The organism is Paenibacillus piri (assembly GCF_004354045.1).
Classification (GTDB): Bacteria; Bacillota; Bacilli; order Paenibacillales; family NBRC-103111; genus Paenibacillus_S; species Paenibacillus_S piri.
Window position 1 is genome coordinate 76,876 of the sequence record NZ_SMRT01000016.1, and the last position, 15,573, is coordinate 92,448.

At 44.3% G+C, this 15,573-nt stretch carries 15 protein-coding genes and 1 pseudogene; all 16 read right to left on the reverse strand.

Annotated features, from left to right (window positions below; translation table 11 throughout):
- Positions 1–71: 71 nt before the first annotated feature.
- The 16 genes and pseudogenes from E1757_RS26500 to E1757_RS26575 all read right to left on the reverse strand — a co-directional run bounded on the left by E1757_RS26500 (position 72) and on the right by E1757_RS26575 (position 15,464).
- On the reverse strand, positions 72–758 hold the full coding sequence (locus E1757_RS26500; protein ID WP_133233889.1) for an acylneuraminate cytidylyltransferase family protein: 687 nt from the start codon (positions 756–758) through the stop codon (positions 72–74).
- Positions 755–1,804, reverse strand: a complete 1,050-nt coding sequence (locus E1757_RS26505; protein ID WP_133233891.1) for a nucleotidyltransferase family protein — start codon at positions 1,802–1,804, stop codon at positions 755–757. Before E1757_RS26505 ends, E1757_RS26500 begins: the two co-directional genes overlap by 4 nt.
- Positions 1,801–2,439: an acetyltransferase gene (locus tag E1757_RS26510; RefSeq protein ID WP_133233893.1), complete on the reverse strand. Its 639-nt coding sequence runs from the start codon at positions 2,437–2,439 to the stop codon at positions 1,801–1,803. Before E1757_RS26510 ends, E1757_RS26505 begins: the two co-directional genes overlap by 4 nt.
- Complete coding sequence (neuB, locus tag E1757_RS26515) at positions 2,439–3,515, reverse strand: N-acetylneuraminate synthase (RefSeq protein ID WP_133233895.1); 1,077 nt, start codon at positions 3,513–3,515, stop codon at positions 2,439–2,441. Before neuB ends, E1757_RS26510 begins: the two co-directional genes overlap by 1 nt.
- 42 nt (positions 3,516–3,557) lie before the next feature.
- Positions 3,558–4,718, reverse strand: coding sequence for a UDP-N-acetylglucosamine 2-epimerase (gene neuC / locus E1757_RS26520; protein ID WP_133233897.1), 1,161 nt, complete (start codon positions 4,716–4,718; stop codon positions 3,558–3,560).
- A complete protein-coding gene (locus E1757_RS26525; protein WP_133233899.1) occupies positions 4,711–5,892 on the reverse strand; it encodes a LegC family aminotransferase in 1,182 nt (393 codons plus the stop codon). Before E1757_RS26525 ends, neuC begins: the two co-directional genes overlap by 8 nt.
- Entirely contained in the window at positions 5,889–6,890 is a 1,002-nt protein-coding gene (locus E1757_RS26530; RefSeq protein WP_133233901.1) for an NAD-dependent 4,6-dehydratase LegB, read from the reverse strand. The genes E1757_RS26525 and E1757_RS26530 overlap by 4 nt, the downstream gene beginning before the upstream one ends.
- A 6-nt stretch (positions 6,891–6,896) precedes the next feature.
- A complete protein-coding gene (locus E1757_RS26535) occupies positions 6,897–8,765 on the reverse strand; it encodes a motility associated factor glycosyltransferase family protein (RefSeq protein WP_133233903.1) in 1,869 nt (622 codons plus the stop codon).
- Positions 8,752–9,357 (reverse strand): hypothetical protein, encoded by a 606-nt coding sequence (locus tag E1757_RS26540; RefSeq protein WP_165972306.1) that lies wholly within the window; start codon positions 9,355–9,357, stop codon positions 8,752–8,754. The genes E1757_RS26535 and E1757_RS26540 overlap by 14 nt, the downstream gene beginning before the upstream one ends.
- Before the next feature lie 91 nt (positions 9,358–9,448).
- Positions 9,449–9,640, reverse strand: a pseudogene (locus E1757_RS37310) (transposase zinc-binding domain-containing protein); the annotation flags it as partial.
- A gap of 157 nt (positions 9,641–9,797) precedes the next feature.
- On the reverse strand, positions 9,798–11,024 hold the full coding sequence (locus tag E1757_RS26550; RefSeq protein ID WP_133233909.1) for an acyl-CoA reductase: 1,227 nt from the start codon (positions 11,022–11,024) through the stop codon (positions 9,798–9,800).
- Positions 11,025–11,042: 18 nt separating this feature from the next.
- Positions 11,043–12,113 carry a LuxE/PaaK family acyltransferase gene (locus E1757_RS26555; RefSeq protein ID WP_133233911.1) on the reverse strand — a complete coding sequence of 357 codons (1,071 nt, stop codon included), beginning with the start codon at positions 12,111–12,113 and terminating at the stop codon, positions 11,043–11,045.
- Positions 12,110–13,459, reverse strand: a complete 1,350-nt coding sequence (locus tag E1757_RS26560; protein WP_133233913.1) for an AMP-binding protein — start codon at positions 13,457–13,459, stop codon at positions 12,110–12,112. The genes E1757_RS26555 and E1757_RS26560 overlap by 4 nt, the downstream gene beginning before the upstream one ends.
- A complete protein-coding gene (locus E1757_RS26565; RefSeq protein WP_133233915.1) occupies positions 13,456–14,202 on the reverse strand; it encodes an SDR family NAD(P)-dependent oxidoreductase in 747 nt (248 codons plus the stop codon). Before E1757_RS26565 ends, E1757_RS26560 begins: the two co-directional genes overlap by 4 nt.
- The gene (locus E1757_RS26570; protein WP_133233917.1) at positions 14,199–14,441 is read right to left on the reverse strand and encodes an acyl carrier protein; all 243 of its coding nucleotides are present in this window, start codon (positions 14,439–14,441) and stop codon (positions 14,199–14,201) included. Before E1757_RS26570 ends, E1757_RS26565 begins: the two co-directional genes overlap by 4 nt.
- A gap of 12 nt (positions 14,442–14,453) precedes the next feature.
- The gene (locus E1757_RS26575; RefSeq protein ID WP_165972308.1) at positions 14,454–15,464 is read right to left on the reverse strand and encodes a GNAT family N-acetyltransferase; all 1,011 of its coding nucleotides are present in this window, start codon (positions 15,462–15,464) and stop codon (positions 14,454–14,456) included.
- Between the last annotated feature and the right edge of the window lie 109 nt (positions 15,465–15,573).

Genomic DNA, 15,573 nt, shown 5'->3' on the forward strand with positions numbered 1-15,573 from the left:
TTATGAATCTTTTTGACGGCTTTCGTTATAGGCATATGTAATCAATTATGGTTCAGACGCTTAAACTTTAATTATAAATTCATCCCGATGATAGCGCCAGCTACTTGCAGATCAAATTCTGAATCAATATCAATAGATCGCTCTCTTGGCATGAAATACGCTATCGTTTCCTTTGTAATAAAAGTGCGTTTAGCTTGAAGCCACTCGCATTCCGCAGCATAAACCGCTCCGTTTAAAGATGCCAATGGAGGCATATCCTGTCGCCGCGGTTTCAATTCTATATCAATGAACGGAGTCATACGGCTTTCTTCATCCAATGTATACATCCAATAAGGACTTTTATCAGGAACTGTAACCGAAACACATGAAGGGGCATTGTGCTGAATGCATAATTCCAAACAAGTATCTATATCAGCCGCCGTTCTTAGAGGAGAGGTTGGTTGTAATAATACTATATAATCATAACTCGGCACATGGTTTAAAGCATGCCATACCGGCTCCAATCCTGAGGTTTCATCAGTTGCTAATTCTGCTGGACGAACGAAAGGAATCTCGCATCCTAATGCCCGGGCTACTTCGATAATCTCCGCGTCCTCGGAGGATAAAATCAGGCGGTCTATATAGTTAGACTTTTGGGCTTGATCAATCGTCCACGCAATAAGCGGTTTGCCGGCGAGATCCTTAATATTTTTACGAGGTACGCCTTTCGAACCGCCACGTGCGGGTATTATAGCCAATACACTTTTTCCCTCTATCATATGAACCTCTCTTTGTACTCATCATTTGCTCGATTAAAATCATCAATTCTTCCGATGTCAATCCAATACTCTCTTATTGGAAACACGGCTGTTTCCAACTGCTCTCTAATTAGACATTCAAACAAGCTGGGCATGTCAAAAAACGTTTCCTTCGGTATAAAATCCAGTACCTCTGGATTAAGCACATAAATACCGCCATTTACGAAAAATTTTTGCCTCGGCTTCTCTACAATATTGAGCAGTCTGTGGTGGTCTACCTGAACTACCCCATAGGGAACTTGGAATTCATATTCACGTACACACATTGTAGCTTTGCCACTATTCTCTGTATGGAACTCCAGCAATTGCTGAAAGTTCACCTTAGTTAACAGGTCACCGTTCATTACCACAAACGGCTCTCTAGGGTACTCCGCTAACAAACTAAGTGCACCAGCCGTCCCCAACCGCATGTGTTCATGTATATACCTGATCTCTATCCCCCATTTGGATCCATCACCGAAGTATTCCTTAATCATATCCGCTCTGTAATTAACTGATAAATAAAAACGGTAAAAACCATGCTCAACAAAATTTTCTATGATTGTCTCCAGAATAGGTTTACTCCCCACCTTTAATAGTGGCTTTGGGCATTCATCTGTCATCGGGCTTAACCGCGTCCCCAAGCCTCCCGCCATTAGAACAATCCAATTAGATTTGCGGTTCGAATTGACGAGTTGGTCCAGCATTTCCATTCGGACAAGATGTCCCTCATCGTCAATAACAGGAATATGATGAAGGCCCCGTTCCTTCATTTTGCTAAAAATAGTTTTTTTATTATCATGAATTCCCGCTGTTATCGGCCTTTCATTCATGATCTGACTGCATGGCGAATCTAGCGAAACCCCCCGCAAAATTCCCCTTCTTATATCCCCATCTGTAATCGTACCAAGCAGTCTGTTCTGCCCATCAGAAACAAGAGCAATCTGCAAAGCTCCTTGATCGATAATTTCAAGAGTATGCATAATTGACGTAGTAGGCGTAACAATGATTTCTTTCCAGTTCTTCATACCTTCACTTCCTTTGCCGGGACTCCATAAACCGTTCTTCCAGCCATGACGTCCTTGACTACGACAGAGCCTGCTCCAATAATGCTATTTTTGTAAATATGAATTTGCTGAATCACAGTGGCCCCAGTGCCTATATGTACGCCATCTTCCACATGCACGCTTCCGGATAGTGTTGTGCCCGGCGCTAAATGTACGTGGTTTCCAATATTGCAGTCATGATCGACTGAAGCTTTTGTATTTAAAATTGTGTTATCCCCAATACTGCTTCCTGTTTGAACAATCGCGCCGGCCATAATTTGAACACCCTCTCCAAGCTGCGCTGTGGGCGCTAAGATTGCCGAAGGATGGACAAATGAATAAAAAGAGTAGCCTTTCGATTTGAAAGACTCGAATATCTTTCTGCGTCTTTCTGGAGATCCGATAGAGCCGATTCCATTGACTAGCAGCAATTCATGCGGAGAATAACGATGGATACAATCATCTCCTCCTACAAATGGAACACCTAGTATGGCTTCGCGCTTTGCTCCAGTGTCCATTTCCGTGTAGCCTATAATAGTGCGGCCTTGCAGGAGCATGCCGTCAATAAGAACTCTCGCATGACCTCCGCCGCCAATTACCAGGATCGGTAATGACATCACAGCACCTGCTCATCCGGAGCATAATCCTTTTCCGCTCTTTTACCTACTATGTCCCAATAACACATCGGTGAAAGTCCGCCACCCGGACGCTTTACGGCAAGATTGCTTTCAGTGAATAACTCCCCCCGCTTAATTGCGCGAGCTGCTACAATACTTTTCCTTGCTATAGCGAGATTCTTTTGTTCCGATGGAGCTGGCGTTTTACTTGGGCTGCCTAGCAGCGACTCTACTTGACGAATGGAAGTAATCATCAAAATTAATTCTTTGGGCTCGAGAGATGCCTTATGGTCTGGACCCGGCAAATTACGGTCAAGTGTAAAGTGCTTCTCAATCACGTTCGCACCTCTTGCGACAGCTGCAATTGGGGCAGTTATCCCTGCCGTATGATCTGAAAAGCCTGCCTTGAGTCCGAAGGCCTCCCTCAACGTATCCATAGCTAACAGATTGACATCGTAGAAAGGCGCCGGGTACTCTGTCGTACAGTGCAGCAGCGTAACCTTTTCCATCAGCACCTGTTTCCCTCCCTTTGAAGCAAGAGCCTTTTGAAATGCCTCATTTGATGGACTCTCCGTAGTAGGAGCTGTATATCCAAAGGCCAGCACACCAAGCGCAGCCTCAATATCTTCCAATGTACTCATTCCCGTAGAAACGATTAGAGATGCACCTGATCTTGCTGCCTTCAACAACAGGGGAGCATTAGTAATCTCTCCTGAAGATATTTTTAATTGAGTGAGCTGCAAGGTCTGCGTAAGCAGATCGATACTCTCAAGATCAAATGGGGTAGACAGGAAATTGATACCCCTCTGTTTACAATAATTCAATAGCTCTATATGATCTTGTTCACTGAGTTCAAGCTTTTTGAGCATTTCATATTGGGTTTCAGTACGGTGAGTCGTTGTTTGCTGATATTGTGCTTTCGGAGCGTCTTGAGTTACTAAATGATCTGCCTTGAAGGTTTGGAATTTAACCGCATCAGCCCCGGCTTCGGCAGCGGCATCTATCAACTGCTTGGCCATCTGAATGGAACCGTTATGATTCACTCCCGCTTCAGCAATAATGTACGTATGTTTCAATCTGATTCCCCCTTCTGTCTACAGGCATTATAATCATTAATATTACATGTCATAAAAACGTTTAAAAAGAATTTCCTCTAGGCGGACCTGCTTCAGCTTATCCTTAATAAGCTGCGAGGTTGCCCCTTCTCCATATGGGGATACAACAGAATTCAATCTTTGCTTAAACTCGTCCGATAAGGCTTGGCCGATGGCATCTTCAATCTCTTCAGACGTTTCGCCGCAATCAATGATAGACGGAACTCTTAACCTGCCATCTTGTCTTTTGCCTATATTAACCGTAGGTTTTCTAAAAAAGGGGGCTTCGATAATTCCGCTTGATGAATTCCCTATTACCGCATCGCAATGTGATAAGGCGCTTAAATAGTTTGCCTGCCCCATCGATGAAAATAACCGCGTCCGATCCGGATGTTTCAGGGCATATTGCTCAAGCATTTCGATAATAATCCGTCCATCCGCATCTGAATTCGGTTTAGTGAACAGAATCGTTGCTTCTGAATACTGTTCCAGTGCGTGCAGCAGCTCATGCATCGCCCTTTCCGAACCCTCTTCTTCAAGGGTCACAGGGTGATAGGTAACAAGAAAAAGAAAAGCCCCGAGCTTACATTGAATGGCCTCTTCAAGAGCCTCTCTGCTCAGTAACTTCACACGCTTCATATTCTCTATGCCCGGCGCCCCAAAATTGTATACATATTCCGGATTTTCACCTAGCTGTATGACCCTCTTACGGTAAGGCTCGGCCGCAGTGAAATGCAAGTGGGACATTTTCGTAATCGAATGGCGGATCGCTTCATCCACAGCCCCCTCTGTGATTTCTCCTCCATGAATATGAGCAATAGGAATACGGGCCAATATAGCTGCTTGCGCCGCGGCCAAAGCTTCATACCGGTCACCTAGTAGGACAACGATATCCGGTTTCAACCTGGTGTAAGTATCTGCAAAGCCGATTATGGCCAGCCCGATAGATTTCGTGACAGCAGCAGGTGTATCGCTAGAGAGCAACATGTCTACTTTCTCATTAATACGAAACCCATCCTTCTCAATAAGCCGGTAGGTCAGGCCAAACTCAGGAGACAGATGCATTCCTGTAACGATTACCTGCAGCTCCAAATCACGATCCGCTTCTATTTCTTTCATCAACCAATACAGAAGTCCATATTCTGCGCGGGTTCCTGTCACAATAGCAATTTTTCGTTTATGCATACTCGTCTCCCAAACAAGCACTGCTCGGTATATTAATAAGTCTATTGCATACACTTACTGCCATGGATAGATCCATAGAAGGACAATTAACAAACATATCTAATGTGTGCAGCGGATTCCATGCAGGTCTTGTCATGATTCCCTGGCTATTGGTTTGCCCGAGGATATCATCTCGACAGGAGGCATGGGACTCATGCAACAAAAGCGCATTAAGCCAATAATTACTCTGTGCGAAACCAGTTTCTTTAAAGCAGACGACTCCTTCTATCCCTGCAAAAGCTTGCTGGTAAACTTGTGCGACTGCCCGCTTCTTTTCGATAAAATCCGGCAGCTGTTCTAGCTGTGCACAGCCCAATGCAGCATTAAGGTTAGGCATCCGGTAATTGAATCCGATACGGTCATGTACAAACTCCCATTTGTGAGGCACCTTGGCCGTTGTTGTCAAATGCTTGACCTGCTTGGCAAGAGAAGCATCATTCGTTAGAATCGCCCCTCCCCCTCCGGTGGTCACAATTTTATTACCATTGAAGCTTACTGCAGAAAGCAGCCCCCAGTTACCAGTATGCCGTCCCTTGTAAAAACTACCCATAGATTCTGCCGCATCCTCAACTAGGACCAGCTTATAGTGTTTGCAAATCTCAACAAGCGGATCCAAGTCTACCGGATGTCCAAAAGTGTGCATCGGTACAACCGCTTTAATCCGATACCCTGTGTTTTTATTATAGCACCCGTCTGATCGAATCTCAGTGATACGAGCCAAATGCTCGTCTAATTTGTTAGCATCCAAACCTAACGTGGATTCCTCAATATCCGCAAAATGAGGAACAGCCCCGATATAAGCTGCCGCATTTGCAGTGGCCACAAAGGACAGTGTAGGCATAATCACCTCGTCCCCCGCTTCCACTCCCGCAACAATCAAAGCCGCATGCAGCGCGGCCGTGCCATTGGAAACCGCTATAGCATAGTCCGTTCCGGTATACTCAGCAAGCTTGCGTTCGAATAAATCAACATATTTGCCAACGGAAGAGACCCAGCTAGTATCCAAACATTCCTTTACATAACTCCATTCATTCCCTCGGAATAATGGCTCATGAAGTGCTACGAAATCTTGATTTGGGACTATTTCCTTTAGCTTTGTTACCACAATTGATGTTATATCACTTTGCTTGCTCATATATTATAAATCCCAGCTTTGTAGCCAACTGCTTGACCGGATTGTGTGAACCATTCCACTGTATGGGCTAATCCTTGCTTGAAGCCTGTCTTTCCGCTATAGATCGGTTCCCAGCCTAACAGCTCTTTCGCTTTCGAGTTGTCCGCCCACAGACGTTCCACTTCGCTCTTTTCCGGACGCAACCGGACGGTGTCCTCCTTAACCTCTATGCTGGCTTGCATGACATCAGCAATATACTGAACTGTCTCCCCGATTGAAACTTCAAAATTACTGCCGATATTAATGACTTCTCCTATTGATCTTTCCGATTTCAGAACAGAAATAAACCCTCCGACTGTATCTTCAATATAGTTAAAATCACGTGTAGGATGTAACGATCCCAGTTGAATCGATTGCTGGCCTGCGTGAATTTGTGTAATGATTGTCGGAATCACAGCTCTAGCCGATTGTCTTGGACCATAAGTGTTGAAAGGCCTGATAATAGCTACTGGAGTTTGAAAGGAAGTATAGAACGACATAGCCATCTGATCCGCTCCAATCTTGGACGCCGAATAAGGAGATTGCCCTTGAAGCGGATGTTCTTCCGTGATAGGCACGAATCTTGCGGTACCATACACCTCACTCGTTGAAGTGTGAACAACCTTAGATACGCCAAGCTCTCTAGCAGCCTGTACCACATTAAGCGTACCTTTCACATTCGTATCCACATAAGTATCCGGAGAGTGATAAGAATACGGGATTGCGATCAAAGCTGCCAGATGCAGCACAGCATCGCATCCTGTCATAGCCGCTTTTACTCCATGGGGATCGCGGATATCACCCGAGAAAATTTCTATTTGATCCTGAATTTCTTTAGGCGCATAATCCAGCCATCCCCATGAATTGAAGGAGTTGTACAACACGAATGCCCTGACTTGGTATCCCTGTCTTACCAACATTTCGGTGAGGTGGGAACCAATAAATCCGTCAGCTCCTGTTACGAGTATCTTTTTAAACATAGTTGATCACTCCGATGGCTCTAACTTTAAAATATAGTTATGGATGGCATCATACACGGGAGTTATATTTGCTGTATCTACCTGGCAACCATATAAAAACTTACCGAAAATTTGAATGATCAACTCCGCTCGGGCAACGAGATCATTTTCGAATCGAATCTTCTCCATTTGCTTCAACAGTAGCTCTTCTTGAACCCGGTTCATAGGCTTAATAAATACTTGAAAGAAAAGGTTAGAGCGGATTTTCATAATCACCTTATCAAACTTGTTGAACAGCTGCGCCAAGCCCCGCTTGTCTTTGCGATCCTTGCATCGATTAATATCGTTGAACAGGCCGGTAATCTGATTGTAATACTTACGAAGCTGGTTAAGCTCGTTTTTCATTTCTGTTGCTTTCTTTCGGGCGTATTCGAGATCATAGCTCCATCCACTGTGTTCGTACCAATTCGGGATCACTACACGCTCTTTCAAACGAGTTTGGATGATCTCTTCCAGTGGGACAAAGGTGGTATGATCAATCTTGGCGCCACCCTTGGTTGTATTGACGACCTCCATATCTTTACGGTTCTTTAAAACCTCTTCGATCTGCAGCTTCATCAGCATGTAGTCTTGAGTGGTCTCGATCTGCTCTCCATGTACACTCTCTACTAGAACCACATTCCGGCGATCCGAAGCAAGCACTTCTGCTTCAGGTCTGAGAACCAATGCGCCGACTGTATATAACAAATTATCGCGAAAAGCAAGGTTCTGACCAACCAAATATGCATTCTTAACCTGAAGCTTATATAAGAGCTGTAATGCTATTGCAGTAATGGTACTGGCATCGTGTACAGTGTCCAAGGGTACATGTAGCTCTGGCTTTAGAAATACAGGAGCAATCGTATCCTGATTGGTAAGCACATGCAACTTGGGGCCTTTGTATTGCTTAAGTACTTCAAACCCTACACTACTGCCAAAGATGAGAGGTATATCTGTTATTCCTTGATCATTGACATTTTTGAATACTTTCTGGTTTAAGTGAGACGGGTCGTAAGTACACGCTGCGTCCGGATGGATCCCGTTAGCAAGCAGTGCGTTAATAGAAGTACCTACTGACAAAATATAAGCCAGACCGTGTTCTTTAATATACCTTAATTGTTCCATTTCGTCCTGTAAAGAAGGCCCTGCGGCTACTACGATAACAGGCTTATCCTTAAATACATTCAACTTTTCAAGTAAAATATTCGGAGTTCTGATCGTTTCCTCTATATTTATAAGGCTATTTAAGATCCAACGTTTCTCATAGCCATTATTTACTTTGAGAGATAGCTTCTTCTGATTAAGAAGTTCTTTAAACTGTTCTGAGAAGCTATTTACCTTATCAGTAAATATCCTGTCATAGCTAGGCAATTGAACAAGCAACACATCTTCATGTATCCCTTCAACAAAACTTTTTAAAAAAGCATGCCCATGCCCAGCCGTCTGTTCTAGGCATATGTGTTTACATGAAGCCGGGATATTCGGAAGTGATACTCTTGATAAAAAGGATTCAAAGAGCTCAGGAGCAGGTTCATACAAAGTAAAAGGGACACTCGGGTATTTCCTGAAGAAAGCTTCTACGTGGTACCCTAAACCAACCCCATAGAAAAAAACATGCCCATACTGCTCCACATCTTTCAATTGAGCAATGAATTGTTCAGCTTCATCTCGAGGATTGTATTTACTATGCACATATAGGGACTTTCCTTGGCTATCTACAATTAGGGTTTGTTCTCCGCTCTTTGAAGGGACCACATCGAAAAAAACGGATTTCGGTTGGTCTTTCAATTGCTGAACTTGATTCCAGACGGTTGAAAATCTATTCTTCAAATACAAAACATTATCAGCTGAGATCATGTCGAGCTACCTCATTGTCAATAGTGGTCGTTACTATTCCAAGCAACTGGTCTAATATTGCAATAATCTCATATTTAATAATATCTCCCGTTAAAACCATATCTTGATCCGTAAGGGCGCACTCCAAATTAGCAAACTCCTCACGCAGTGAGGCAGCAATTGCTTTATAATCCGAGGCATTCTGATACACCTGTTTATTTTGAACGGTCTCAATGGTCTGCGAAATCCATAATAGGGCCTCCAACAACTGATTAAGCTTGTTCCAGCTTTCTTTGCCCGCACCTTGATAAAACTCATCGGCCAGCTTCTTGATCTCCAATAAAGCTCCGTCCAGATAGCTTTGCAAGGAAATCACGGATTCATCCATGACCTGCTTTAAAGTTTGAACTTCAACATTTATTGTCTTAACACTTGCAATATGCTCTATTAAGTACTCTTGAAACTCCTGATATACCTCAACCTCATCAACCTTCATAACGCTGAGATATAGCTCATTCTTTTCTAGTATTTCTTCTACCTGCTTCAAGCAATTCTCTATCGAGTTAATATCATTAGAATATCTAAAGGACTGATCCAAGATTGTTAAGAGCACAAGAAAACCTCCATATTAATCTAAATATCAAACTTCTACCTATATTATCGGAAATTTGATTAGCTTTCATTAGATAGGTTTTTTTAATAGAAGGTACTCTGCGAATGTCATGACATCCTTCACAAACAAGGAGCTTGAACCCGTTTTTAGGATCTCCACAGCTACGAAACTTTTGTACCTCTTTCAGCACGTTCGACCGAATATGTTCTTTATGCTTCTCTATAAAGGCCTCCCAGTGCCTATGCTCATCGAAAAATATTTGCTTCATTACGTTCGAGTCCATAACCCTATATTACCAAAAATTAAATAATAGGGGTAAGCTTCGCTCTCTCAAAAACATATAAATTCTTATATGTTAAAAAAAGTGAGCAGAAGATTCGCTCACCTTTTTATAATCATTTCTTTATGACTGCTCAGCGTATGAACGCCTAATCATTAATTTAACTGATCATAACTTCTCTTGTAAAATACACGAGCAGGTCATATCCGTCCCATACCGAATCGAATTGAAGTGCTTGTCCGAACGGAACAATCCGATCGATTCCTCTATTCGGCAATCGGCTCACAAAATCCACGAGTTGATCTTTCGATACTCCGAAATAACTTAGCGTTTGATCCCTATCATTAATCACCGCTGTAAGCCCGTTAATGTGCGGTATCCGATATTCCAAAAACAAACCGCCGCCGCAATGGACATCGGCAAAGGCTTCGTTGTAAGCGTTCATACTTACTCGTACGGGATTGTTGGCAGCCCTTCTGCTTACTTGGACTGAATTCTCATGAGCCGCGTAGAAGTCCGCCGTTACTAGACGAAGCACGTTAACGTAGGTCTCGTTTTTGTAGCCTTCTTTCGCGACAGCACTGTCTATGTAACTCCAGAATCGCTCTTTCGCCAAGGAAACCTCTTCTTCTTCCCCTATCCAGTAGATTTCACGCGGAGAAGAACATGCCATCTGTCCGTACCACAGAGTATCATTATAAAACTTCTTGGCCACGTCCCCCATTACAGCATCGTCCGTGTCGTTAATGCTTGATGCTTGAATGACCGCTTTGGAATAACGATTAGGAAAAACAAGCTCCACGGCATTCGGCGGCAGCGGACAAGTCCGAATCGTCTTGACGGACTGATCTCCTCCCCAAATAACGCGTAACTGGCAGACATCTGAGAGAGCCTTCGTAAACTCTTCCTCGTAGTTATAGCGAACTAACAGCGTCCTATCGGCAACGTCAAGAAACGCTTCTTGCTCCAGCAACGTATTGATTTTATTGAATAAAATATCGGTCTGCGGATTACTCCTACGGGATAGGCGCACAATGTTCTTATTGCCCGTCAACATTGAGAGAATCCAGGAGTAGATGAATACGGAATCCACGTTCGCCGGTGCGAAATGAACGACGGTTCCTCTTGCCCGCAGATGCCGATTCATGCAGAATGTTTCGAATTTTTTTTGTAGCTCCACGATATGACTTTTCCGAAGCCAGTGAGCGGTAGCTATTAATTCAGGATACCCACGCATCGTTTTGTCCAATAAGATGCTTTTAGACAAAGACTCCAGAAACTTGATCGCTGTCTCGTTGAACGGAGCTAAATTCGAGCGGCTCGCCACCAGCTCTACTTGCTCTTTCCACGCCAACTGCTGTAATTTCTTCGGTACAATAATTTGCATACAAAGACCTCCCCGTGATTACTCGGAAGTAAACGTATCGCTACAGCCTCTGGCTTCCGCCTTCGGAAGTCTGCCGTGGACGATGAAATACTTGCCTTTTCGACCGCAGGCACAATCGTCTTCGCCAATGATCATTCCCCTATCTTCAGTAAGCAGGCTGTGACCCGGATAGCTTCTAGGAAGAATGCTTAACACCTGTATCAACCCGCTGTTTCCGTGAGAAACAGGCTCAAATGTCTCCTCGTGGCGGATGATAACTTCCGCAAAGTCCGGAGTATGCAAATACCCGTATTCACATTGCATATAGATAGAACCAACTTGTTCAACCATGCCGTAATAGTCGTATACATGTGTAATATTGAACTGCTTTTTTAACAAATCCTTGAACACGGCATCCGATACCGACTGGCTTTGGAGCTTTTTCCAGCCGCCTCCGTGGATCAAGATACTTCCCTTTAAATCCAGCGTGCGGTTAGTTCGTCTGAAGTAGTTAAGAAGGTACTCCCAAATAATAAAGGTGAAGCCGAACAAAAAGATTTTCTGGCCTTGGAACTTCTCAAGAAACTCGATAAGCTCCGATTCCTTAAGCTGCATATGCTCGTCGAACAAATAAAGATGATGATGGCCAAATTGGGAGAACCCGATCGTGCCGGCCGATCGTGCACTAAATTGGGTACGGTTTTTTAAGAAATTCCTGTCCGCAATAATCATCGGCAGTCTTGTTTTGCCCAAATAACTACGGACAATCATGTTCAACGCCTTAGTTTGCATTTCTGATGTTAATTTATCGATATGAATTCGGGAAACTTGCTGCCCTGTCGTACCACTTGAATTGAGCGTCTTGAAGCGCTCCTCGTCGGACAACGAGAATAAATCCAACATCTTGAAGAGTTGGACCGGCAAATAAGGGAGACGAGCGATTTCATCGGCTTCGGTCATCACGGATGTCTTATCCATAATCCGTTGATACAGCATACAATGCTGATAATGAAACGCCGTCAATACGTTCAGTTCTTTAAGCAGCATCGATTGTTTATCTTCGCGCGCCAATTGATAAGGGTTGTCGGATGACAGTATGCGATTAATCATACTAGAACCTCTTCCTTTAGCTTACCATAATCGATTTTGCCGTTTTCGAGCACCGGCAACACTTCTTTGAAAACGACATTTACGCAAGTGTGGTGGATGTTGTACTGTTCCTTCAGTTTTATCCGAATGAAGCTTTTTATTTCCATATCCTCTAGACCTTCCAACACGACTGTGATTAATTCATCTTTGCCTACACAAGCGATAGGCATCGATATTTCCGTACCGATGAACCGCTCGATATCGTCCAAATTCATTCGCAACCCATATAACTTAATGAATCGCTTAATTCTTCCTTCCAGCCAAAAGTAGCCGTCCTCATCTTGTCTGCCTACATCGCCGGTTCGTAAAGTACCGTTCAGCAGATCACCTTTTGTCAAATCTCCCCTGCTCTCAGCATATCCCATCATGACGTTAGGACCCATGTATAGTAACTCAGATGTATGCTTATCCAACTCGAGTTTTCCTCCGGGAATGGCGATTCCTATACTCCCAAGTTTCTCTGTAAGCTTGGCGTGAGGAACATAGCTAATTCTTGCGGTGGCTTCTGTTTGTCCATACATCATCGTGAATTTGCAATTTTTGTTCTGGGCGGCTCGAGTGAAATATTCGGCCAGCTTCTCGGGCAGCCTCCCACCAGCTTGCGTAAAAGAGCAAAGTGATGGGAGCACCATCCGGTCGAACCGCAACCTGTGCAGCATCTGATACAAGTAGGGAACGCCTGCGAATGACGTGGCCTCGCATGCGTTGAACAGCTCCCAGAAGCGCGTGCTAATAACAGATTCGTCCGTTAAGATAAGCGTCGCTTCTTTATGTAAATGGCTATTTATTATCGACAAGCCATAGGAATACGCCATCGGCAACGTAGTAATGGGACGTTCCGTATTTGTAATGTCAAGATACTCCGCTATCGAAACCGCATTGCTCTGCAGGTTATTATATGAAAGCCGAACGACCCTCGGATTCCCGGTCGAACCGGATGTCGTGAGCAACACTGCCAAATCCGGATGCGGCTCTTGGCTTCCAGTATTGTTAAACTGAATCAGTTCTTTGTCAAAGATCCAGTCGGGCTTATACGTTCGAATAAAGTTTTGTCTTAATTCGTCCTTTAAGCTAGCGTCCAGCAGTAATACGGCGTCTTTTTTATTCAAGGCGGCCAAGTAAGCAACAACGCTATCTACCGTATTTCTTGCAAATATAATCCCCAGCTGCTTAGTCGAGGAGAAACAAGATAGACGTTCTACGAAGGAGCTAACCTTCTCATGAAGTTGCCCATACGTGACCATATGATTAAACTTCGGCTCCATAAGGGCCGGAGTGCTCGCGTTGGTAGGCTCCCAAAACATCATATCAGCATTCCTCCATCCACGCCGATAACTTGACCGGTCAAGTAACTCGACAAATCGCTGCATAGAAACCAGATCACGTTTGCAACATCCTCTGGCGTCCCGATTCTACCCATTTTAATGCTTTCCAGACGTTCTTTAAACTTTTGTTCCGGAAGGTTCTTGGCCATATCCGTATTGATGAATCCAGGTGCTACGGCATTCACCCGGATGTTGTTAGGCGCCAGCTCCTTGGCGGCGGACATCGTAGCACCGATTAGGCCAGCTTTGCTTGCGCTGTACAATACTTGCCCCATATTTCCGTTCGTGCCTATAATTGAAGAAATATTGACTATGCTCCCTTTCTTTCTAGGAGACATTAATCTTGCCGCATACTGCATATGATAAATCGCAGCCGAGAGATTCGTTTCTAATGTTTGCTGCATTAGTTGCTCGTCAATCATGCCGAGCAGACGATCCTGAAGAATGCCGGCGTTGTTCACCAGGGCATCCAAGTGACCGAACTTCTTCTTAATTAGCAGGAAAGCTTCCTTTACCTTCGCCAAATCTCTCACATCGTAAGGAAGTGGTAGGACTTCCGTTCCAAATGTTTTCTCGATCTCTTGTTGAAGTCCTCGAAGTACGCTTTCATCGCGGGCATTAAGGGCTAGCTTGGCTCCCGAAGCTGCGAACATCAGGGCAGCCTGCCGTCCGATTCCTCTCGATGAGCCGGTAATAAGTATAACCTTATCCTCCAGCGCAATCATTCAAAGTCTACCCCATATTTTTGTAATATTTCTACCGCTCTGTCGAAGGAACTAATGTCGATAATGTCTTCCGTATCCAGCATAATATCGAACGTATCGTCGAGATGCGCAATCAGCGCCATATGGGCAATGGAATCCCATTCCGGAATGGCGTTATATTTCAATTCCTCGACTTGTGTATCGGCAGGCAAGGCTAGCGCTTCTACGAAAGCCTGCCTTAACTTTTGTTGATTTGTCATCTTATTATCCTCCTAGTTGGGTCTATCTTGATCTGCGTCACCTTTTGTAATATACCATGTTTGATCGTTGATCGAATCAATCTTGCCTTGCAGTTCTTTAGCTACGTAGATCGCGGCCATCATATGCGTAATCTCTAAATCTAACGGCTTGAACCTCGTAGGCAAGACGAGCTTGTCGGCTTCGCTTTTGATGACGCGCTTAAATCCGACCGCTTCGAGCCCCCAAGCCGTTATAGATGAGAAGCAATAAAAATCGTTGAACAACAGCTCGTTCTGTTGAGAGAACTTAACTACTTCGTTAGCTAGCTGCACCGCGCTATCCTGGTCGTCGGCAATAAACTCAACGATCCGTCCGATGTGTCCCTTGCCGTCCAAAATCTGCTCTTTGCGAAGGATGAGCAATCCTTTATACTCCCCCTCGGCGTTTTCACACGTAAAAATATGATAGTTGAAGGAAGGATGGTTTATATATCTCCAAGAAATAAACACGGCATTTCGAGAAAAGCCGACGTTTCTGCGCGCCCATTTGGTATAAAAGTCTTCCCACTTGTCCGCGTTGAACTGTTCGGAAACCCGGTATGACGAGGTTGTCGCTACACTGCGAATCGGATCGTAATAACGGATAGGTTGTCCGTTCCCTTCCAGGAGGAGCTCCGTTGTACGTTCTTCATCGTTGACTCCGATCCATCTAGGAACGTCTGGAATGACCTGATATCCGCCCATGCCTTTATATAACCTCGCAACGTTCGCGTTGATTCCATGGTTAAGCACGATGGACGGATTGAAATTCAACATCGCACGCATCAATTCAATGCCAGCCCCGGTATGCCTGTGCTCGGGGGAAACGATCCAATTGGTCGGAGCAAACCCGAACTTTAGCTTGCCGTAAATATTCATGTCGAAGGCCATTAATCCGAGAATCCCGATAATTTCTCCTTCGTGCCAAGCGCCGAGAAATCCGTAATTGTCTTTACCGAATATGGTTTGCACAACCGCATGGTCATAAAACATGTAGTTCAGCAAAGTCTCGTCTCTACTTAATATATGATTTTTCGCCCATAAGTCATTAAGAGCTCTCATTAACTCCGATGTCTCAGAGCGTTTAAATAACCGAACTTCCATAGTAAACTCC